16 protein-coding genes and 8 tRNA genes are annotated in these 21436 nt (G+C 47.1%); 19 read left to right on the top strand and 5 right to left on the bottom strand.

Translation table 11 applies throughout. From position 1 onward, the window contains the following. Positions 1–25: 25 nt before the first annotated feature. From truD to rpoS, 5 genes are all read left to right on the top strand, one after another. Positions 26–1153, top strand: coding sequence for a tRNA pseudouridine(13) synthase TruD (gene truD, locus CBX96_RS15970; protein ID WP_109287353.1), 1128 nt, complete (start codon positions 26–28; stop codon positions 1151–1153). Beyond that, positions 1150–1899 carry a 5'/3'-nucleotidase SurE gene (surE, locus tag CBX96_RS15965; RefSeq protein ID WP_086903152.1) on the top strand — a complete coding sequence of 250 codons (750 nt, stop codon included), beginning with the start codon at positions 1150–1152 and terminating at the stop codon, positions 1897–1899. The genes truD and surE overlap by 4 nt, the downstream gene beginning before the upstream one ends. Next, positions 1896–2531 (top strand): protein-L-isoaspartate(D-aspartate) O-methyltransferase, encoded by a 636-nt coding sequence (locus CBX96_RS15960; protein ID WP_011621910.1) that lies wholly within the window; start codon positions 1896–1898, stop codon positions 2529–2531. The genes surE and CBX96_RS15960 overlap by 4 nt, the downstream gene beginning before the upstream one ends. A 98-nt stretch (positions 2532–2629) precedes the next feature. Continuing rightward, positions 2630–3526, top strand: a complete 897-nt coding sequence (locus CBX96_RS15955; RefSeq protein WP_109287352.1) for a peptidoglycan DD-metalloendopeptidase family protein — start codon at positions 2630–2632, stop codon at positions 3524–3526. Positions 3527–3606: 80 nt separating this feature from the next. Next, positions 3607–4587: an RNA polymerase sigma factor RpoS gene (rpoS, locus tag CBX96_RS15950; RefSeq protein WP_011621912.1), complete on the top strand. Its 981-nt coding sequence runs from the start codon at positions 3607–3609 to the stop codon at positions 4585–4587. Positions 4588–4699: 112 nt separating this feature from the next. Here rpoS and mutS read toward each other — a convergent pair whose 3' ends face one another. Beyond that, positions 4700–7285 carry a DNA mismatch repair protein MutS gene (gene mutS, locus CBX96_RS15945; RefSeq protein WP_109287351.1) on the bottom strand — a complete coding sequence of 862 codons (2586 nt, stop codon included), beginning with the start codon at positions 7283–7285 and terminating at the stop codon, positions 4700–4702. Between the two features lie 382 nt (positions 7286–7667). Between mutS and recA the strand changes: the two genes are divergently transcribed. The 13 genes from recA (at position 7668) to CBX96_RS15880 (ending at position 14901) form a co-directional block, all read left to right on the top strand. Beyond that, positions 7668–8741 carry a recombinase RecA gene (recA, locus tag CBX96_RS15940; protein ID WP_109287350.1) on the top strand — a complete coding sequence of 358 codons (1074 nt, stop codon included), beginning with the start codon at positions 7668–7670 and terminating at the stop codon, positions 8739–8741. 17 nt (positions 8742–8758) lie between these two features. Continuing rightward, positions 8759–9226: a regulatory protein RecX gene (locus CBX96_RS15935; RefSeq protein WP_375136848.1), complete on the top strand. Its 468-nt coding sequence runs from the start codon at positions 8759–8761 to the stop codon at positions 9224–9226. Positions 9227–9501: 275 nt separating this feature from the next. Beyond that, entirely contained in the window at positions 9502–12126 is a 2625-nt protein-coding gene (alaS, locus tag CBX96_RS15930; RefSeq protein WP_109287348.1) for an alanine--tRNA ligase, read from the top strand. Positions 12127–12135: 9 nt separating this feature from the next. Continuing rightward, positions 12136–13392: an aspartate kinase gene (locus CBX96_RS15925; protein WP_109287347.1), complete on the top strand. Its 1257-nt coding sequence runs from the start codon at positions 12136–12138 to the stop codon at positions 13390–13392. A 118-nt stretch (positions 13393–13510) separates the two neighbouring features. Next, complete coding sequence (gene csrA / locus CBX96_RS15920) at positions 13511–13708, top strand: carbon storage regulator CsrA (RefSeq protein ID WP_006082602.1); 198 nt, start codon at positions 13511–13513, stop codon at positions 13706–13708. Positions 13709–13911: 203 nt separating this feature from the next. Beyond that, positions 13912–14003, top strand: a tRNA-Ser gene (locus CBX96_RS15915). 18 nt (positions 14004–14021) lie between these two features. Then, positions 14022–14098: transfer RNA gene (locus CBX96_RS15910), tRNA-Arg, on the top strand. Positions 14099–14126: 28 nt separating this feature from the next. Then, positions 14127–14203, top strand: a tRNA-Arg gene (locus CBX96_RS15905). 81 nt (positions 14204–14284) lie between these two features. Then, a tRNA-Arg gene (locus CBX96_RS15900) sits at positions 14285–14361 on the top strand. Between the two features lie 43 nt (positions 14362–14404). Continuing rightward, positions 14405–14481 (top strand) — tRNA-Arg (locus CBX96_RS15895). A gap of 44 nt (positions 14482–14525) precedes the next feature. Further along, positions 14526–14602 (top strand) — tRNA-Arg (locus CBX96_RS15890). 36 nt (positions 14603–14638) lie between these two features. Continuing rightward, positions 14639–14730 (top strand) — tRNA-Ser (locus CBX96_RS15885). 94 nt (positions 14731–14824) lie between these two features. Then, a tRNA-Arg gene (locus tag CBX96_RS15880) sits at positions 14825–14901 on the top strand. 412 nt (positions 14902–15313) lie between these two features. Here CBX96_RS15880 and CBX96_RS15875 read toward each other — a convergent pair. The 3 genes from CBX96_RS15875 to hpf all read right to left on the bottom strand — a co-directional run bounded on the left by CBX96_RS15875 (position 15314) and on the right by hpf (position 20231). Continuing rightward, positions 15314–18190, bottom strand: a complete 2877-nt coding sequence (locus CBX96_RS15875) for a valine--tRNA ligase (RefSeq protein WP_109287346.1) — start codon at positions 18188–18190, stop codon at positions 15314–15316. Between the two features lie 15 nt (positions 18191–18205). Further along, complete coding sequence (locus CBX96_RS15870) at positions 18206–18670, bottom strand: DNA polymerase III subunit chi (RefSeq protein ID WP_011716230.1); 465 nt, start codon at positions 18668–18670, stop codon at positions 18206–18208. Between the two features lie 1204 nt (positions 18671–19874). Beyond that, positions 19875–20231, bottom strand: coding sequence for a ribosome hibernation-promoting factor, HPF/YfiA family (gene hpf / locus CBX96_RS15865; RefSeq protein ID WP_011621920.1), 357 nt, complete (start codon positions 20229–20231; stop codon positions 19875–19877). Between the two features lie 297 nt (positions 20232–20528). Here hpf and CBX96_RS15860 point away from each other — a divergent pair, with 297 nt between their 5' ends. Further along, a complete protein-coding gene (locus tag CBX96_RS15860) occupies positions 20529–21218 on the top strand; it encodes a cytochrome b/b6 domain-containing protein (RefSeq protein ID WP_011716232.1) in 690 nt (229 codons plus the stop codon). A gap of 38 nt (positions 21219–21256) precedes the next feature. On the opposite strand, the gene CBX96_RS15855 is transcribed toward CBX96_RS15860, so the two are convergent. Beyond that, on the bottom strand, positions 21257–21436 hold a 180-nt coding region (locus CBX96_RS15855), incomplete at its 5' end, for an integrase core domain-containing protein (RefSeq protein ID WP_146194347.1).

Raw genomic sequence — 21436 nt, 5'->3', positions numbered from 1 at the left:
AAACTTTAAGAGATAAGAAAGACCCATGAGCGAACTACATTACCTGTACGGCAAACCGACGGGCACCGCAGATTTAAGAACCGTTAACAGCGACTTTATCGTGAAAGAGATTTTGCCTTTTAGCCCGTCGGGCGAGGGCGAGCATCATTTAGTCCACATTCGTAAGGATGGGCTGAATACGGTGCAAGTGGCTGAAATGCTGGCGAAGTTCGCTAAGGTTCATCCCAAAGAGGTGACCTATGCTGGACAAAAAGATAAAAATGCCATCACAGAACAGTGGTTTGGCATTCGTATCCCTGGTAAAGAAACCCCAGCTTGGAGCGAACTAAACAGCGAGCGCTTAACCGTTTTATCCAGCAGTCGCCACAGCAAAAAACTACGTATTGGCGCGCTCTTGGGCAACCGTTTTATTCTTACCCTGCGCAATGTCACAAACGTAGAAGACATTATCAGCCGCGTTGAAAAAGTCAGCCAGATTGGTGTGCCTAATTATTTTGGTGAGCAGCGTTTCGGTCACGATGGTAAAAACCTAGTGATGGGACGGCAAATGCTGGCGGGCAAAAAGGTGAAAGACCGTAATAAGCGCAGCATGTATCTGTCTGCGGTGCGCTCCAATCTGTTCAATACCGTTGTCTCCTATCGTTTGGCGAATCATGGCACTAAACCCTTAGCCGGGGATTGCGTGATGCTGGCGGGCAGTAAGAGCTTTTTCGTCACGCCAGAATGGGATTTAGTGGTATTAAAACGCTTGATTGAGAAAGATATTCAGCTTTCAGCCCCACTTTGGGGACGCGGGAAAATGCTACCGCAGGGCGAAGCCGCCGAGGTTGAAACCCTTGCCATGGCAGAGCTGAGCGAAGATTGCTACGGCCTTGAGCACGCGGGGCTTGAGCAGGAGCGTCGCCCATTGTTACTCGAGCCTCAAGGCCTTAAATACGAGCAAACTGCGGATGGATTAGTGCTCGAATTTATCTTACCTGCGGGCAGCTTTGCGACATCACTGTTAAGAGAGCTAGTCGATTATCAAGATGTGAAAGAGCTGCAATGGCAAGCGACAGTCTCACCTGATGCTAATGCTGCAACAGAGAGTCAGACGGCAGAGGTCGATACTCCAGAAACCAGTGCGCCAGAGCCTGATGAGTCCGCTTCATGATCCGCATCCTAGTCAGTAATGATGATGGTGTGAATGCGCCGGGGATCAGAGCCTTAACCGAGGCGCTTGCCGAAATCGCCACTGTGATGACGGTCGCGCCCGATCGCAATTGTTCCGGTGCAAGTAACTCTTTAACCTTGACTAACCCATTAAGAATTAATAGGTTAGATAATGGTTATATTTCGGTTCACGGTACACCCACGGATTGCGTTCACTTAGCCATACGTGAGCTTTGTGATGGAGAGCCGGATATGGTGGTATCGGGCATCAATGCTGGCGCGAATATGGGGGATGACACTTTATATTCGGGCACAGTAGCGGCGGCGATGGAGGGGCGGTTTTTAGGTTTCCCCGCCGTTGCGATTTCGCTTAATGGTAAGGCATTAAAGCATTATCACTCTGCGGCTGTGTATGCGCGGCGAATCGTGCAGGGGCTGTTAGCGCATCCTATTGCGAGCGATCAGATCCTCAATATCAATGTGCCCGATTTGCCGCTGGATGAGATTAAAGGGATTCGGGTGACGCGCCTAGGTGCACGGCATAAGGCCGAAGGCATAGTGCGAACGCAGGATCCTGCGGGAAAAGAGATTTTTTGGCTTGGCCCCCCGGGTGTTGAGCAAGATGCGAGTGAAGGAACGGATTTCCATGCGATTGCCCATGGTTATGTGTCGATCACTCCCTTAACCGTGGATTTGACCGCGTATAGACAATTATCGGTATTGCAAGATTGGGTAGATAAAATATGACTCGAGTTGCCTTAACATCGGCGGTGAATTTAGCTAAAAAGCTTCAGGAGGCGGGGATCCGCCATCCAGCCGTTCTTAAGGCAATATCCCATACCCCGCGCGAGTTATTTCTTGATAATGCGCTGGCCCATAAAGCCTACGAAAACACCGCCTTGCCCATAGGCCAAGGACAAACCATTTCTCAGCCTTATATCGTGGCGCGTATGACAGAGTTACTGCTCCAACATCAGCCGCAAAAGGTGCTTGAGGTGGGAACGGGCTCAGGCTACCAAGCGGCGATTCTCGCGCAATTAGTGCCAGAACTGTGCACCATTGAGCGTATTAAAGGTTTACAGATCCAAGCGAGACAAAGATTAAAGCGACTCGATCTGCATAATGTGTCATTCAAATATGGCGATGGCTGGCAGGGCTGGCCGAATCGCAGCCCCTTTGATGGCATTATGGTCACGGCGGCAGCGGCTAAGGTTCCCGAAGCCTTGTTGTCCCAGTTGGCCGAAGGCGGCGTGCTGATCATCCCTGTGGGGGAAGAGACGCAACAATTGATGCGCTTTACCCGCCGCTCGGATCGTTTTAGTTCTGAAGTGATAGAAACCGTCAAATTTGTTCCCTTGGTCAATGGCGAACTCGCTTAATTTATTTGCTTAAGTTTTTCGCTTTAGGTCACTTCGTTAAACACTTGGCCTTTTATGAATAGGTAAAACAGTAAGATAGCCCTAAAGAGGAGTTTTTATTGTTGAATGCGGGTTTACTCTTAAACCTCAGTTTAGTGTTGTTGCTTGCGGGCTGTAGCTTTCAGGCGAGTCGCCCCGCACCTGTCGAAAGTCTCTCCCACAATTATTCCAAACATAATAAAGGCCACATTAAATCTAATTCTTATAAAGTTAAGAAAGGTGACACCCTTTATTCGATATCTTGGGCTGCGGGTAAAGATTTCGCCGAAATTGCCAAAATTAATCAATTAGATAAATCGTACACCATCTACCCTGGACAGATTTTATATTTAACGAATGACACAGGAAAAAATGGCAAAGGCTCTACAACTTTAGGTGGAAGCAATTCAGCGTCTAAAGGGCAAAATAAAGCTAATTCTTTTGATAAACAATCAGCTAGTAACAATTCTTCCGCGAAAAACTTGTCAAGTGTGCAGCAGAAAAAAACACTTGATCAGAAAGCGAAGCCTGCGTATTCTGCAACAAGCTCTCAACAAAATATTAACCCTTCGATCGTCGCCCCGACATCAACACTGCCAGACAGTGTCAGTCAGTGGCAATGGCCAGTAAGAGGTAAATTGATTGGGACATACTCTGCCAATGAGCAGGGAAATAAAGGAATTAAGATCGCAGGAAAACGCGGAGATATCATCAAAGCCGCTGCAGATGGGCGGGTGGTATACGCAGGTAGTGCTCTTAGGGGTTATGGTAATTTAGTGATTATTAAACATAGTGACGATTACCTTAGTGCCTATGCTCATGCAGATCAGATCTTAGTCGAAGAAAAGCAGCATGTCCTTGCTGGACAGACAGTTGCAAAAATGGGCAGTACAGGTACCAATCAGGTAATGCTTCGCTTCGAGATCCGTTACCACGGTCAGTCTGTTAACCCACTTAACTATTTACCTAAGCAATGATTGTTTAGGGCCTTGTTGGCATGGAGGATAAAAAATTGCAGTAATTCAAGCAGTTTACATTAGGTTTGGGAGATTTGATCATGAGCCGCATAAATAGCACTGCCGCAGAAGAACTAGTAGATTTTTCCGTAGATACCGCAGAGTTTGATCTCGATAAAGAGGATATTGCCGCTGATTTAGTTCAAGAACTAGGACTCGAACAACAGGTTCAAGATGACCTGCAAAAAAATCTTGATGCCACCCAGCTCTATTTAGGTGAAATAGGGTTTTCCCCACTGCTTAGCGCAGAAGAAGAAGTTTACTTTTCCCGTAAGGCCTTAAAAGGCTGCGAAAAATCCCGTAATCGCATGATTGAGAGTAACCTGCGACTCGTGGTTAAAATTGCCCGTCGTTACAATAATCGTGGCCTAGCGCTACTGGATTTAATCGAAGAGGGTAATCTTGGCTTGATCCGTGCGGTGGAAAAATTCGACCCAGAAAGAGGCTTCCGTTTCTCAACCTATGCGACTTGGTGGATCAGACAAACGATTGAACGTGCCATCATGAATCAAACCCGCACGATTCGCTTGCCAATCCATGTGGTAAAAGAACTCAACGTCTATTTACGTACAGCTCGGGAATTGGCGCAAAAACTTGACCATGAACCTACGGCAGAAGAAATTGCCGAGAAACTGCAAGTATCCAGTGTTGACGTCAGCCGTATGCTGAAGCTCAACGAGAAGATCACCTCTGTCGATATCCCCTTAGGTGGCGATAACGACAAGGCGTTACTCGATGTGCTTGCCGATGACGACAACGTAGGCCCTGACTACAAAGTACAAGATGAAGACATTTCAAACTCAGTGGTGAAATGGCTCAACGAACTCAATACCAAGCAAAGAGAAGTGTTAGCGCGCCGCTTTGGTTTATTGGGTTATGAACCCTCAACCCTTGAAGACGTAGGCGCAGAAATTGGCCTCACCCGTGAACGTGTTCGCCAAATTCAAGTGGAAGCCCTTAAACGCCTACGTGATTTGCTGGGCGCTCAAGGTCTCTCTGTAGAGGCATTATTTAGAAACTAAGGTTTAGCTATTTAGCTTTAAACCCATTCAAAAAGTCATAAAAAACGCCCAATATTGAGGGCGTTTTTTTATGTTTTCACGTTTATGTTATTGCGAGTTTTCACTCTATGTGTTAACTCAAGCGTTTTAGTTCGTAGAGTAAATCCAGCGCCTGTTTTGGGGTCAGGTTATCGGGATTGATGGCTTTTAATTTGCTGACAGCGGGATTCTCCACCGGCTCAGGCAGAGCGAGCAGGGTTTGGATCGGTGCCCTAGTGCCGTTAACATTAGCACCTTCTACTTGATGATCGCGGCTCTCAAGTTGATGTAACTTGTGTTTTGCCGCCTTAATCACCCGTGCTGGCACCCCGGCAAGGGCCGCAACCTGCAAACCATAACTCTTACTGGCCGCACCTTCTTGCACTGCATGCATAAAGGCGATGGTGTCTTCGTGTTCAATCGCATCGAGGTGCACGTTATAAACGCCAGCCATAATTTCCGGTAATTGCGTTAACTCGAAATAATGGGTCGCAAACAGCGTCATTGCACCGACTTGCAGTGCTAAATATTCCGCTGCAGACCAAGCTAATGACAGGCCATCGTAGGTCGAGGTGCCGCGGCCAATTTCATCCATCAAGACTAAACTTTGCGCGGTCGCATTATGGAGAATATTTGCCGTTTCAGTCATTTCCACCATAAAGGTTGAGCGACCAGAGGCGAGATCGTCTGAGGCGCCAATCCGAGTAAAAATTCGATCGATAGGGCCAATGATGGCGCGATCAGCTGGCACAAAGCAGCCAATATGTGCCATTAGGGTGATAAGCGCCACTTGGCGCATGTAGGTTGATTTACCGCCCATGTTTGGACCTGTAACAATCAACATCCGGCGTTGATTGTGTAGGGTGACAGGGTTGGCGATAAAAGGCGTTTGACTCACACGTTCAACCACTGGATGGCGACCCGCTTCGATTTTTACGCCGATTTCGCTGCTCAGTTCTGGGCAGGTATACCCTAAAGTTTCGGCACGTTCGGCAAAGTTACTCAGCACATCGAGCTCAGCTGCCGCTCTGGCGAAGGCTTGTAGTTCATGCAACTTGGGGAGGATTAAATCAAACAATTCGTCCCAAAGTTGTTTTTCAAGGGCGAGCGCCTTACCTTGGCTCGACAGCACTTTTTCTTCGTATTCCTTAAGCTCGGGCGTGATGTAACGCTCCATATTCTTAAGAGTTTGACGACGTTGGTAATTTAACGGCACTTGCTGCGATTGCAGGCGACTGACTTCAATGTAGTAGCCATGCACTCGGTTGTAGCCAACCTTCAGTGTGGCAATGCCAGTACGCTCTTTTTCCCGCGCCTCGAGTTGAACTAGATAATCAGTGGCTCCTTCACTTAAGCCTCGCCATTCATCTAACTCGGCATTGTAGCCTTCACGGATCACGCCGCCATCACGGATAAGCATGGGCGGGTTATCGACAATCGCGCGCTCAAGCAGTTGTTGCTCTTCGGGAAACTCACCTAAGAGTTGGCCTAGTTTCACCGTATGGGGCGCACTTAACTGCGCGAGTGATTGCTGCAACTGAGGCAATAGGTTTAATGCTTGGCGTAGGCGGGCAAAATCCCTTGGACGAGCTGTACGAAGCGCCAGCCTTGCCATGATACGTTCGATATCGCCTAGGGCTTTAAGCTGCTCATGTAATGACTCATGGGCAGTGGTCTCGAGTAATTCATTTACGGCCGTTTGGCGAGCAAAAATCTGGGCATGGTCTCTTAGCGGCTGATGGATCCAGCGTTGCAACATCCGGCTGCCCATGGCTGTGGCGGTATTGTCAAGAACGGCTGCTAAGGTGTTATCTCGACCACCACTCAAATTTTGTGTCAGTTCGAGGTTACGGCGCGTTGCCGCATCCAAGACAATCGTATCGGTTTGATTGAAACGGGTAATGGCATTGATATGGGGCAGGGCGGTGCGTTGGGTGTCTTTCACATATTGCATTAAGCAGCCAGCCGCTTGTAGCGAAAGCCTTGCATCGGTAATCCCAAAGCCGTGCAAATCCTTAGTGCCAAATTGTGCCAGTAGCAGTTTAATGCTGGTATCGTAATCAAACTCCCACTCGGGACGGCGACGCTTGCCTTTAAAATGATGCAATAGCTCCATCGCGCCAAAATCTTCGCTATAGAGAATTTCGACCGGATTGGTACGTTGCAGCTCGGCTTCGAGGGATTCCTTCGTTTCTAATTCAGCAATCACGAAGCGGCCGGAAGACACATCGAGGGTCGCGTAGCCAAAACCAACTTTACCTTGGTAAACCGCGGCTAACAGATTGTCTTGTCTCTCCTGCAATAGCGCTTCGTCGGTCAAAGTACCTGGGGTGACGATGCGCACCACTTTTCGCTCAACCGGGCCCTTTGAGGTGGCGGGATCGCCAATCTGCTCACAGATCGCGACCGATTGACCAATTTGAACCAATTTGGCCAGATAGCCTTCAACGGCATGGTAAGGGATACCCGCCATAGGGATCGGGTCACCGCCACTTTTGCCGCGGGCCGTAAGGGAAATGCCCAATAATTCAGAGGCGCGTTTTGCGTCATCATAGAAGAGCTCATAGAAGTCACCCATACGATAAAACAGCAGCATGTCGTGATGCTCTGCTTTCATGGTCAAATATTGACGCATCATAGGGGTATGTTTTTCTAAATCATCGGTATCTATAGGATTCATTAAATCGTTTTCGTCCGTTATGCCGGCCCAAAGCGGGGAAATAAGTCGTACAGTAATGGGATAAAAAATCAGTGGATGTGCACTATTACTGTCTAAAATAAATTGACGCCAATCTTAGCAATAATTTTCTGAAAATTGACCCTTAAACCATGGATATTCACTGATATCCTGACAAATCTGCAGCACGAGTCGGTAAAAGCTTGTCACAACGGGAAAATTTTCTGACTGAAAAATAAATCATTCACAGGTCTTGATACTGTATGATTGTACAGTATACTAGTCAGCAGATTATGACAAAGAGCCTCGCTTTTTGTATTACCCGCTTTATTAAATTGAATATCACTTTTGACAGTACTGATACTGTCTAGATGAGGGAACAGGAATGAAGGTCGATCCAAACAAAGAGAAAGCACTTGCTGCGGTATTGAGCCAAATTGAAAAGCAATTTGGTAAAGGCTCCATCATGAAGCTGGGCGAAGACCGCTCTATGGATGTTGAGACTATTTCTACTGGTTCACTTTCCCTTGACGTCGCCTTAGGTGCTGGCGGTTTACCAATGGGACGTATCGTTGAGATTTATGGTCCAGAATCATCAGGTAAAACGACGCTGACATTAGAAGTGATTGCTGCCGCTCAGCGCGAAGGTAAAACCTGTGCCTTTATCGACGCCGAGCACGCGCTAGACCCTATCTATGCTAAAAAGTTAGGCGTTGATATCGATAACTTACTGTGTTCACAACCCGATACCGGTGAACAAGCCCTTGAGATCTGTGATGCGTTAACCCGTTCTGGTGCGGTAGATGTGATCATCGTTGACTCGGTTGCGGCATTAACACCCAAAGCGGAAATTGAAGGTGAAATTGGTGACTCACACATGGGCTTAGCGGCGCGTATGATGAGCCAAGCGATGCGTAAGTTAGCGGGTAACCTCAAGCAATCGAATACACTGTTAATCTTCATCAACCAAATTCGTATGAAGATTGGTGTGATGTTTGGTAACCCAGAAACCACAACGGGCGGTAACGCGCTGAAGTTCTACGCCTCTGTTCGTCTCGATATTCGCCGTACAGGTGCTATCAAAGAAGGCGATGAAGTGGTAGGTAACGAGACGCGCGTTAAAGTGGTTAAAAACAAAGTTGCTGCACCGTTTAAGCAAGCTGAGTTCCAAATTCTTTACGGTCAAGGTATCAACCGTACCGGTGAATTAGTCGATTTAGGTGTGGCCCATAAACTGATCGAAAAAGCCGGTGCATGGTACAGCTACAAGGGTGACAAGATTGGTCAGGGCCGTGCAAATGCCGGTAAATATCTGACTGAAAATCCAGAAATTGCTGCTGAAATCGATAAAACACTGCGTGAGTTACTGCTAAGTAACCCAAGTGCTATGTCTTCATCTTCTTCTGATGATGAAAATAGCGAAGGCAATGTTGATTTCGAAACAGGCGAAGTATTCTGAGCCAGTCTGCCCGTCAAATCGCGGTCGCGCTGTTAGCGCGCCGCGACTATTCTCGCCAAGAAATCAGCTCCAAACTGCTCGAAAAAGGCTTTGAGGTCGTAGATATTGATCCCGTGCTCGATGATTGTGAAGCATCGGGTTTTATCAATGATAAGCGCTATGCCGAGCTTCTCGTTCGCAGCCATATTGCCCGTGGTCATGGGCCTATCCGTATTCGCCAAGCCATTGCCCAAAAGGGGCTTTCAAAGGATTGTATCGAAGCCGCGTTATCTGCAAATGATCATGATTGGTTTGAGCTAGCAAAAGCCAAAGCCATCAAAAAATATGCTATCCCAAAAGTCACCGAGGTTAAGGGCTCACAATCCCGCGACCTGCTGGCGAAAGAAAAAGCCAAACGGGTGCGGTTTTTACTGAGCCAAGGCTTTAATTACGAACAAGTCTCCTATGCCTTAGATTACGACCCTTTGGAAGATAATGATGACTAACGTCATGGCATAAACTCGCAGCCCTTGGCTTGTCTGGCCATTGTCTTTGGCGTTCGGCAGCGGTGCGGGTTCGCCTCATCGACTCTTCTTTACCGCTTGGCTTTTGTGATAAGCCATGTCTTAGCTGCAAACTCACCGAAAATATGAGATTCCTAAGCCTATATCGCTATTCAAGGCTGGTCGTCTTTCCTCAGTCTGCTTATAATGCTGGGCAAATAGAAATACGGCTACCTTATGGTGTAGCTGGTCATGCTTACCCAATTCAGGACGATTTCATGTATCAAACGACAGCAGCGCTTAGAAGTGCTTTCCTCGAATTTTTCCGCAGCAATGGTCACCAAGTTGTGGACAGTAGTTCTCTTGTACCAGGCAACGATCCAACGCTTTTATTCACCAACGCCGGTATGAACCAGTTCAAGGACGTGTTTCTTGGCATGGACAAACGTAGCTATACACGTGCGACCACTGCTCAACGCTGCGTCCGTGCGGGTGGTAAACACAACGATTTAGATAACGTTGGTTACACCGCGCGTCACCATACTTTCTTCGAAATGCTGGGTAACTTCAGCTTTGGTGATTATTTCAAAGAAGATGCGATTCGTTTTGGTTGGACATTCCTGACTGAAGTCTTGAAGCTACCAAAGGAACGTCTGTGTGTGACTGTTTACCAAACAGACGATGAAGCCTTTGAAATTTGGAATAAAAAGATTGGTGTTGCCGCTGAAAACATCATTCGCATCGGCGATAACAAGGGGGCGCCATACGCTTCAGATAACTTCTGGCAAATGGGGGACACAGGTCCTTGTGGCCCTTGTACCGAAATTTTCTACGATCACGGCGATCATATCTGGGGTGGACGTCCCGGTAGCCCAGAGGAAGATGGCGACCGTTTCATCGAAATCTGGAACATCGTATTCATGCAATACAATCGCCAAGCCTCTGGTGAAATGTTGCCGCTGCCAAAACCTTCAGTCGATACCGGTATGGGGATTGAGCGTATCGCTGCGATTATGCAGGGTGTTCATTCAAACTACGAAATCGATATTTTCCGCGCCTTGATTGCTAAAGCGGCTGAAATCATCGGTGTGACTGACTTATCTAACAAGTCACTGCGCGTTATTGCCGACCATATTCGTTCATGCGCCTTCTTAGTTGCCGATGGTGTAATGCCATCGAACGAAGGTCGTGGCTATGTACTGCGTCGTATTATTCGCCGCGCCGTGCGTCACGGTAACAAGTTAGGGGCAACTGAAGCCTTCTTCTACAAGTTAGTTCCGATGCTAATCGAAGTGATGGGCGATGCCGCTAAAGGTCTTGCCGATACTCAAGTGATTGTTGAAAAAGCCCTTAAAGCGGAAGAAGAGCAGTTTGCTCGTACGCTTGAGCGTGGTTTAGGTATTCTAGATAGCGCATTAAACGAATTGCAGGGCGACACCTTAGACGGTGAAACTGTCTTCAAACTGTACGATACCTATGGCTTCCCAGTGGATTTAACCGCTGACGTATGCCGCGAGCGCAACATTATCGTCGATGAAGTGGGCTTCGAAGCGGCGATGGCTGAACAACGTAGCCGCGCGCAAGCCGCGGGTAACTTCGGCGCCGATTACAACGCGGCACTGAAAATTGATGCTGAAACTGCATTCTGTGGTTACTCAGAACTCACAGGCAATGCCAAAGTTACGGCACTTTACCTAAACGGTGAGTCAGTTCCTGCAATCAATGCGGGTGATGATGCCGTAGTCGTGCTCGATGTGACGCCATTCTATGCAGAATCGGGTGGCCAAGTCGGCGACAAGGGCGTATTAGTAGCTCAAGGTATTGAGTTCGCTGTTAGCGATACGCAAAAGTTTGGTCAAGCTTCAGGTCACAAAGGTACGTTAACGGCTGGCAGCTTAAGCGTTGGCCAAGTACTTGAAGCAAAAGTGGATAAGAAACTGCGTCACCGCACCCAGTTAAACCACTCTGTGACTCACTTATTACATGCTGCGCTGCGTCAAGTGTTGGGCACTCACGTTACTCAAAAAGGTTCGTTAGTTGACCCTGAGCGTTTACGTTTCGACTTCTCTCATTTCGAAGCGGTCAAACCAGCTGAATTGAAACAGGTTGAAGAGTTAGTCAACATCCAAATTCGCCGTAACCATGAGCTGAAAGTCGCTGAAATGGCGATTGATGAAGCGAAAGAAAAAGGCGCTATGGCGCTCTTTGGTGAGAAGTACGATGCACAAGTGCGTGTTGTCACTATGGGCGATTTCTCTATCGAACTGTGTGGTGGTACTCACGTTGGCCGTACCGGTGACATTGGTCTGTTCAAAATTACTTCTGAAGGTGGTATCGCAGCAGGCGTTCGCCGTATCGAAGCGGTAACCGGCGCTGCGGCGATGGCCTATGTGGCACAGCAACAAGCGCAACTTGAAGAAGCGGCAGCACTGCTTAAAGGCGATACTCAATCTGTTGTGGCTAAGCTGAAAGCACAACTGGATAAAATGAAGCAACTTGAAAAAGACATGCAGCAACTGAAAGATAAGTTAGCTGCGGCAGCGAGTGCGGATTTAGCCGGTGATGCGGTTGTAGTTAATGGCGTAAATGTGCTGATTAAGAAACTTGAAGGCGTTGAAGCAGGTGCACTACGTGGCCTGCAAGATGAGTTAAAGCAAAAACTAAAATCCGCCGTTATCCTGCTCGGTGTGGCTCAAGAAGGCAAAGTGAACCTTATCGCGGGCGTGAGCAATGACTTAGTCGGTAAAGTGAAGGCCGGTGAACTGGTTGCTATGGTTGCTGCCCAGGTGGGTGGTAAAGGCGGTGGTCGCCCTGATATGGCCCAAGCGGGTGGTAGCCAGCCAGAAAATCTGGATGCGGCACTGTCTCAAGTATTACCTTGGATTACTGAGCGTTTAGCTTAAGAGGTTGCTGTGCTCGAAAAACGAAAGCTTAGTGGTAGCAAGCTTTTTGTGAAGAAGTTTGGTGGCACTTCGGTGGGTTCGATTGAACGCATCGAAGTGGTTGCTGAGCAAATTGCAAAGTCCGCTCACAATGGTGAGCTGCAGGTCTTGGTACTTTCTGCGATGGCAGGGGAGACCAACAGACTATTTGCGCTCGCGGCGCAAATCGATCCCCGCGCGAGTGCGCGGGAACTCGATATGCTTGTCTCGACGGGAGAGCAAATCAGTATTGCGTTAATGGCGATGGCGCTGCAACGTCGAGGCATAAACGCGAGATCCCTGACTGGCGATCAAGTCCAAATTCATACAAACAGTCAGTTTGGTCGTGCGAGTATTGAGCGTGTCGATACGGCATACTTAACCTCTTTGCTAAACGACGGCATTGTACCGATTGTGGCTGGTTTTCAAGGTATCGATCCCAATGGTGATGTAACAACCTTAGGGCGCGGTGGTTCTGATACTACGGCTGTGGCACTCGCTGCGGCGTTAAAAGCCGATGAATGCCAAATCTTTACCGATGTGCCCGGTGTATTTACGACCGATCCGAATATCGATAGTAGTGCCAGACGCCTCGATGTGATTGGTTTTGATGTGATGCTAGAAATGGCAAAACTCGGCGCTAAGGTGCTGCATCCCGACTCGGTTGAATACGCACAACGTTTTAAAGTGCCACTGCGTGTATTGTCGAGTTTTGAGGCTGGCCATGGGACATTAATCCAATTTGGTGATGAATCAGAGCTGGCGATGGCCGCATCGGTGCAAGGTATTGCAATTAATAAGGCACTTGCGACCTTAACCATCGAAGGTTTGTTTACTAGCAGTGAGCATTATCAAGCCCTGTTAGCCTGCTTGGCACGGCTTGAGATTGATGTTGAGTTTATTACCCCGCTCAAGCTCAATGAAACCTCAGCAGCCGAATGTGTCAGTTTTATGCTGGCCGAAGCCAAGGTCGATATTTTATTGCATGAGCTAGAGCTTTTAAGTGAAAGTCTTGATCTAGGCCAATTGATTGTTGAGCGTCAACGTGCAAAAGTGTCTTTAGTTGGCAAAGGTTTACAGGCAAAAGTTGGATTATTGACTAAGATGTTAGATGTATTGGGTAATGAAACAATCCATGCTAAGTTACTTTCGACATCGGAGAGTAAATTGTCAACTGTGATCGATGAAAGGGACTTACACAAGGCGGTTCGAGCGTTACATCACGCCTTCGAGCTAAATAAGGTGTAATTAAATAACTGTTTGAGTATTGAATACTATTAATTTGTACTCAGCTGACCCTATAATATGCCCATCTACCGGATGAGTGCCGTGTGTAAGCTGAATTAAGACATAAAGGAGCTATCGAATGCTGATTTTGACTCGTCGTGTTGGCGAAACACTGATGATTGGTGATGAAGTCACAGTTACAGTGCTAGGGGTAAAAGGCAATCAAGTGCGTATTGGTGTTAATGCACCGAAAGAGGTTTCTGTCCACCGTGAAGAAATCTATCAACGCATTCAATCTGAAAAATCAGGTACACCTTCAGAAGGTGGTAACTTTTAATACGGCGCTTAGGCGAGTATTAGCGACATAGAAGAGTCAGTTTTTTAACTGGCTTTTTTATTTTTTGAGCCGAAAGATTGGCGCAAATCAACACATTGGATTGATATAGCAGCAATGTGATTAAAAACGCTTCAAACAGAAGTCGTTTCAGAAAAAGGGTTTGACTTATTTTCGTCAAACAGTAATATGTGCGCCAAGAAAACGGAGAGGTGGCCGAGTGGCCGAAGGCGCTCCCCTGCTAAGGGAGTATGGGCTTTATCTCCCATCGAGGGTTCGAATCCCTCCTTCTCCGCCATTTCTTACCGATAAAAGTGCGCGTGTAGCTCAGCTGGATAGAGTACCTGGCTACGAACCAGGCGGTCGGAGGTTCGAATCCTTCCACGCGCACCATTTTATTGAAGCAAGATAGATACAAGTCGCGCATGTAGCTCAGCTGGATAGAGTACCTGGCTACGAACCAGGCGGTCGGAGGTTCGACTCCTTCCATGCGCACCATCTCTGCATTAGTTATTTTTAACTCATCAGGTTTGAATTTCAGACGAAATTTTGTAATTAGTGCTTCAAGTAAGTGTTTAAGCGCGTGTAGCTCAGCTGGATAGAGTACCTGGCTACGAACCAGGCGGTCGGAGGTTCGAATCCTTCCACGCGCACCATATTCAATCTTAATGCGAATGTGTTGAGATAACAGTTAAAAATGCGCATGTAGCTCAGCTGGATAGAGTACCTGGCTACGAACCAGGCGGTCGGAGGTTCGACTCCTTCCATGCGCACCAATTCGCCGACAGAGCCTTAGCTTTGTTAGCAAAACGCAAAAATCGCGCGTGTAGCTCAGCTGGATAGAGTACCTGGCTACGAACCAGGCGGTCGGAGGTTCGAATCCTTCCACGCGCACCATTTTAGTAAGCATTAGCTTACAAATGCAGATTTTGCGGAGAGGTGGCCGAGTGGCCGAAGGCGCTCCCCTGCTAAGGGAGTATGGGCTTTATCTCCCATCGAGGGTTCGAATCCCTCCTTCTCCGCCATTCTATTCCTAGTGAATAGATTTAATTTGCGAGACTTAAGTGCTTCTTCTAGACTCAAGTCTATCGGTAAGGTGGCAACTTACCCAGTATTTAAGCGCGTGTAGCTCAGCTGGATAGAGTACCTGGCTACGAACCAGGCGGTCGGAGGTTCGAATCCTTCCACGCGCACCATCTACTTAGTTAGATTTAGATAAGCCCTGCAAGCAATTGCAGGGCTTTTTTAATGAAATTTTTCTGCTTCATCTCGAATCAATCCTTATCTGTTCCCATGCTTTAAAACCTTGATAATTCGCTTCTTGCGCCACGCTATGTTTAATCTAGTACCTATGCCTTAAGCGATGATGTTATCGCGCTGGCTTGCTGTTTAGCGCCTGATAAAGAGATAGCTGTAAGGGGTATTTTGACCCACAAACTTAGCTGTAAAAGAGACGAAGAGATAAGCATGAAACAAGGGATTGATGAGTGACTTTGCGTCTTAGGGTGAGTCTGACAGAGGTTTGAAGAGTGTCAACGCTATTTAGGACGGGTCTGGGGAAATAAAAAGGGCTGTAAAATACAGCCCTTTTTAGCGTAGATGTTGTGATTAGGCTTCTAGCTTAGCAAACTCGGCTTTTTGCTCTTTTAGTTTGTCCATATCACGGCTCAGATCGGCCATCTTGGCGCGTTCTTTATCAATGACGGCTGGCGGTGCTTTCGCCACGAAGCCTTCATTTGATAATTTACCTTCGATACGAGCAATCTCTTGAGTCAGCTTCTCAAGCTGCTTGTCGATGCGAGCCATTTCAGCCGCTACATCCACCAGACCTGCCATCGGAATCAATAATTCCATTTCGCCAATCAGACCTGTGGTCGACATTGGCGCTGTTTCACCTTCGCCAAGAATTGTCATGCTCTCTAAGCGCGCAAGCGTAGTGAAGAAGGCTTGATTCGCTTCAACACGGGCTTGATCTTGGGCACTCACGCCACGCAGTAGGGCATTTAATGGCTTAGAAGGCGCAATATTGAGTTCGGCACGGATATTACGTACTGCAACAATCACTTGCTTAACCCACTCGAGATCGGCCATCGCGGTCGCATCTACTTTGGCGGCATCGTAGCTTGGGAATGGTGCCAGCATGATGGTGTCGCCTTGAGCGCCAGTCAGCGGTTTAACGCGTTGCCAGATGGTTTCAGTGATGTATGGCATCATTGGGTGCATCAAGCGTTGCATCGCTTCTAACACATTGACCAGCGTATGGCGGGTGCCACGCATTTGCGCTTCATTGCCGTTTTGCAGTACGGGTTTAGTTAACTCTAAATACCAATCGCAGAACTGGTTCCAAGTAAACTCGTACAGCGTGTTCGCCGCAAGGTCGAAACGGTAGTTTGTCATGTGGTCGTCGTAGGTTTTCACTGTTTGGTTGAATAAACCGATAATCCAGCGATCCGCTAGTGACAGTTCCATCTCACCGCCTTGGTAATCCGGTGAATTGGGGCCGCAATCTTGGCCTTCGGTATTCATCAGCACGTAACGTGATGCGTTCCAAAGCTTGTTACAGAAGCTGCGGTAACCGTCTAAACGCTTCATATCCCAGTTGATATCACGGCCAGTTGAGGCCATTGCCGCTAGGGTAAAGCGCAGGGCATCGGTACCGTGGGCTTCGATGCCATTTTCAAATTCTTTACGGGTGCTCTTTTCGATCTTGGCGGCGAGTTGAGGTTGCATCATGTTGCCAGTGCGTTTTTCAACTAGGGCTTCTAGATCGATACCGTCAATCATATCCAATGGGTCAAGTACGTTGCCCTTAGATTTTGACATCTTGTTACCCGCTTCATCGCGGATAAGGCCTGTCACATAAACGGTTTTAAATGGCACCTGTGGCTTACCGTCTTCATCTTTGATGAAGTGCATGGTCATCATGATCATACGGGCAACCCAGAAGAAGATGATGTCAAAACCCGTCACCAACACGTCGGTCGGGTGGAAGGTTTTTAAATCTTCAACATTGTCAGGCCAGCCTAAGGTTGAGAATGTCCACAGGGCAGAGCTGAACCAGGTATCTAGTACGTCTTCATCTTGGCGCAGGGCGATTGCATCATCGATATTGTGTTTAGCACGCACTTCAGCTTCGTTACGGCCAACATACACCTTACCGTTCGCATCGTACCAAGCGGGGATGCGGTGACCCCACCATAATTGGCGAGAGATACACCAATCTTGAATGTCGCGCATCCAAGAGAAGTACATGTTTTCGTACTGCTGCGGCACAAATTTAATGTCGCCATTTTCAACGGCTTCGATAGCGGTTTTCGCCATAGGTGCAACGGCGACGTACCATTGGTCGGTCAGCATTGGTTCGATTACCACGCCAGAGCGGTCACCGTAGGGCACTTTTAGGCCATGTGGCGCGATTTTTTCGAGCAGACCCAAGGTTTCAAACTCGGCCACGATGGCATCACGGGCTTTGAAACGATCAAGGCCAGCGAAACGCTCTGGCAGGCTGCCATCTAAGCTAGTGTTGATGGTGCCATCGGTATTGACGACTTCAGCGGATGCACGAATGGCTGCATCTAAGGTCAACACGTTGAACATAGGAAGCTTGTGACGTTTACCGACTTCATAGTCGTTAAAGTCGTGGGCAGGAGTGATCTTCACACAGCCTGTGCCAAACTCCATGTCTACATAGTCATCGGCAACGATAGGGATGCGACGATTAACAATAGGCAGCAGAATAAATTTGCCGATCAGCGCTTGATAACGCTCATCGTCTGGATGAACAGCAACTGCGCTATCGCCCAGCATAGTTTCTGGACGCGTGGTGGCGACTTCGAGGTAATCTTTACCGTCGGCAGTCAGCTCGCCATCGGCTAATGGATAACGCAGATGCCACATGTGGCCTTGCTTTTCTTTGTTTTCCACTTCGAGATCAGAAATCGCGGTATGTAGTTTAGGATCCCAGTTCACTAAACGTTTACCACGGTAAATCAAATCATCTTCATAGAGACGGACAAACACTTCTTGTACGGCTTTAGACAAGCCTTCGTCCATAGTGAAGCGCTCACGGTCCCAATCCACTGAGGCGCCCATACGACGCAGCTGCTTAGTGATGGTGCCGCCAGATTGCGCTTTCCATTCCCATACTTTTTCCATAAAAGCATCGCGGCCAAGGTCATGGCGGCTCTTGCCTTCTTCGGCTTCAAGCTTACGCTCAACCAGCATTTGAGTCGCAATACCCGCATGGTCAGTACCGACTTGCCACAGGGTGTTTTTACCCTTCATACGTTGGTAGCGGATCAGTGTATCCATGATGGTATCTTGGAAAGCGTGGCCCATGTGCAGACTGCCCGTCACGTTAGGTGGCGGGATCATGATGCAATAGTTGCCCTGTGAGGCATCGCCGTGGGGCTTAAAGTAACCTTGCTCTTCCCAGTTTTGGTAAAGAGTCTGCTCAATGGACTGAGGATCGTATGTTTTTTCCATGGGAACGTATCTGTCTCAAGCTAAATTAAGTGGATGTGTTGCTAAATTTTGGGTTGTTAATTCAATCCCTAAGCCACGATATTGGCGGTAGCGTTCACGTGCTATCGCTTTATGTTGGTCGTCATTAGCCACAAAATCGAAGATTTGACCAAAGTTTACCGCAAACGGAGGTACTTGGTCTGCAAGATTAATCAGAAGTTGGCGACTTTTGTTTGGGCCGAGTCTGTCAAAACCGATTTCAACAGGTGAGCCTGTGGTGGGGCCTTCACCTTTGAGGTTATGGGGGACAAATGCACTGGGTTCAAACTGCCATAGTAACTCGTCGATTTCGAAGGCGATGTTCTTGTCCTGACAGTGAATATAGACCTGCTGCTGGTTTATAAATCCCTGTTGGGCTAGACGGCAAGCCAATTGATACATGTCATTAAGGGCCGTGTTCACGCCCATCGGCGGCAGTAAATAAAACAGCGCTTGAGTCATGATTTCAATGCCTTGCTTTAAGTTATAGACGAACGGGTAAGTCTACACTAAAACTCAAGCGGGGTTAACGCTTAGCATCGGGGTTTTTCACGGGAGCTTGAGCGGAGGGGACAGGGGTTGGCTTAAGCCGTTACTGTGCCAAATGTGCACAGCTTAAGTACTCGCTTAAGACTAAGAGTAATGGTTAAACGACTATGGGTTTTGGGGATATAAAAGCAAAGCGCACCCGAAGGTGCGCTGGTTGAAAGACTGGTCAAACAAACTATTCCTCCTAGGTTATTGAGCATTGTTATTAAAGGATTTTATTGACGCTTTGTGAATAAACAACACATATCGCATTAGATTTTGTTTATTCAGCAGGTTAACTCACTTTCAACTTACAATTTTAACTTACATTTTCACTTACGATTACACTACAGAATATAAATAAAGGAATCTGGCTGATATTAGTACTCAAAAAGGTACTGGGTATTTTGCTGTTAAGCAGCTCGCCTTGTTCCGTGTTATCTAAATTCTTTTTACTCACTATTTGTAATATGCCCACTTGCTCATATTACCGATAACGCTATTAACCTCCTCATATTGTTTGACTGTTAAGAAGCTAATTCACCTAAAGTGGTCTTTCATGGTACCTATGGTGGCTCTATTGCTGACGTCCTCCTCTTGGATTGTTACATTTGGGCTCAAAGAGTTTGTAAGACTAAAATTGGCAATATGATGTAGTAGGTTACTCCTTTATGATCGACTCGTGTGTTAACACCCATTTAGTGCGTTTGTCGTTAGTTGTTGGTCATTGGTCTCTATTTTTTAGTAACCTCGCATCTCATTTGATCATCAGAGGAAAACGCATAAATATTACAGCTTGGCGTTACCGAATTTATGTGGCCGTCTTAATATGACTGCCGTAATGTGACTGTTTTAATGTAGCTGTCTTAATGTTACTGCCTGTGTCACTATTTTTGAGTATGAGTTTTGTGTGGCGGCGTACTCCTTCTTATGGTGATATTTAACGCTTTTAAGTTGAAATTCACATCACTTCGATTCTGCTGTCACTTAGTAAAGTTTAGTAGTTATTTACAGGTTCACACTCTTTTTACTGGCCATTAGGATGGTCTATCAAACTTTTGCTAAAAAATGTGACCTGTTAAACTTTATCTACTTTATGCTCTCGAAGTGATGTGGTCTCGCACTAACATCGAGTAACTTAAGCTGCATCTTCCTCCTCGTAATCATCCTCGACATTAACAGCGTCTTCGGGATGAGCAATGGATGCGAAACGTTGTGCTTCAGGTTTATGGGTTAATCGATTGAGTTGTTTCTCTAATTTTTGACCCATGGCCGTAATGGCTGCATAAAGATTGTCGTGTTTTGCTTGAGCAAAAAGTTCTCCATTTGGGATACCAACCGATGCTTCAATTTTGAAACCAGGTTTCTCCTCTGTGATGATGACATGGGGATTAATCAACTGCACATCGTGCCTAGAAAGTTTGTCAAAACGGCTTTCAATGCGTTCACGGATTGGGGCAGTGACTTCTAGTTGTTTGCTCGTAATCTTTAGCATATGTTGCACCTTCTATTTATTTCCTTCGATTTCAGATTACCAATCTACACCCTTAAAAACGAGATCTAAATCACAATTTTTACCCTGTTCAGTTCTGTTCGTTGGTTATTTGATCGCTTAGACAAATCTCGCGGATTCTTGGTCGAAAAGGCTTGAATTGGTTATCGGAACAGGCCATATTTGATGGGATAACTACGCAGTCTTTCCCATCATTTACCTATCTTTACTTTAAGTTTTTCATTAGATCCCGATAAAATACCTTCACTTATTTCATTGCTCAGTCGAGTGGCAGGTATTATGGAAACCGAACATATCAAAGTTAAAGTCTGGGATTTACCCACACGCTTTTTTCACTGGGGCATGGTGGCCCTCATGGCCTTACTCTGGTGGAGCGCTGAAGTGGGCGAAATGCAATGGCACCAGATCTTTGCTTATAGTTTGTTGATCCTGATTGGCTTTCGGCTTTTATGGGGCTTGATTGGCAGTGATACTGCGAGATTTAGTCACTTCGTGCATCATCCCAAGGTAGTGTTTGAATATTTGAAAGACGTTCGCGCAAAGGGCGTGTCAGTGGTTTTAGGGCATAATCCGATGGGCGGTTATATGGTGATTGTGTTGATTGCCATTATCAGCTTACAGCTAATCACTGGACTCTTTGCTACCGATGATGTGTTTACCGAAGGTCCACTGTACAGCTATGTGAGTGCTGATACTGCTTCGTTTCTCACTTGGTTGCATAAAATGAATTTCAACCTCATCTTAGCCTTGAGTGCCGTGCATGTGTTGGCTGTCGTTGTACACGCGCTTAAAGGTGACAAGTTAGTGGGAGCCATGCTCAGCGGTTACAAACGGGTGTCTAAAGTTGAGCACGCCAAATCTGAGACTCAGTTGGTGTTTAAATCACACTGGTTGGCTTTAATTGTGCTGTTAATCATCGCTGGAGTGGTGTTTACCTATTTGATGTGGCCCATAGTACAAGTGCTCTAGCAAGTGCTGTGTCCCGTCCTAAGATAGGTTGACAGTTTTTAGGCCAGCTCCAGTAGCTGGCCTTTTCTATTGTGCACCTGATTAGGGGTTGCCATATTCAAACTCAGATGCGGTCTCATATCGTTGTATATTGCTATCGATTCTCTAACAAGTATCTTCAGCTCCGCAAATGTCCTACATCGGTGCAGTAAAAACTCCTGCTTCAGTATGCCATTCAC

Source organism: Shewanella sp. BC20 (assembly GCF_003129585.1).
In the GTDB taxonomy this organism is placed as follows: domain Bacteria; phylum Pseudomonadota; class Gammaproteobacteria; order Enterobacterales; family Shewanellaceae; genus Shewanella; species Shewanella seohaensis.
The sequence above is the reverse complement of the archived record's forward strand: the minus strand, read 5'-3'. Positions and strand labels throughout refer to the sequence as shown.

Excerpts from the sequence above, each read along its gene's own strand:
- truD (WP_109287353.1), top strand. The coding sequence starts at position 26 with ATGAGCGAACTACATTACCTGTACGGCAAACCGACGGGCACCGCAGAT.
- surE (WP_086903152.1), top strand. The coding sequence starts at position 1,150 with ATGATCCGCATCCTAGTCAGTAATGATGATGGTGTGAATGCGCCGGGG.
- CBX96_RS15960 (WP_011621910.1), top strand. The coding sequence starts at position 1,896 with ATGACTCGAGTTGCCTTAACATCGGCGGTGAATTTAGCTAAAAAGCTT.
- rpoS (WP_011621912.1), top strand. The coding sequence starts at position 3,607 with ATGAGCCGCATAAATAGCACTGCCGCAGAAGAACTAGTAGATTTTTCC.
- mutS (WP_109287351.1), bottom strand. The coding sequence starts at position 7,285 with ATGAATCCTATAGATACCGATGATTTAGAAAAACATACCCCTATGATG.
- recA (WP_109287350.1), top strand. The coding sequence starts at position 7,668 with ATGAAGGTCGATCCAAACAAAGAGAAAGCACTTGCTGCGGTATTGAGC.
- alaS (WP_109287348.1), top strand. The coding sequence starts at position 9,502 with ATGTATCAAACGACAGCAGCGCTTAGAAGTGCTTTCCTCGAATTTTTC.
- csrA (WP_006082602.1), top strand. The coding sequence starts at position 13,511 with ATGCTGATTTTGACTCGTCGTGTTGGCGAAACACTGATGATTGGTGAT.
- CBX96_RS15875 (WP_109287346.1), bottom strand. The coding sequence starts at position 18,190 with ATGGAAAAAACATACGATCCTCAGTCCATTGAGCAGACTCTTTACCAA.
- CBX96_RS15870 (WP_011716230.1), bottom strand. The coding sequence starts at position 18,670 with ATGACTCAAGCGCTGTTTTATTTACTGCCGCCGATGGGCGTGAACACG.
- hpf (WP_011621920.1), bottom strand. The coding sequence starts at position 20,231 with ATGCTAAAGATTACGAGCAAACAACTAGAAGTCACTGCCCCAATCCGT.
- CBX96_RS15860 (WP_011716232.1), top strand. The coding sequence starts at position 20,529 with ATGGAAACCGAACATATCAAAGTTAAAGTCTGGGATTTACCCACACGC.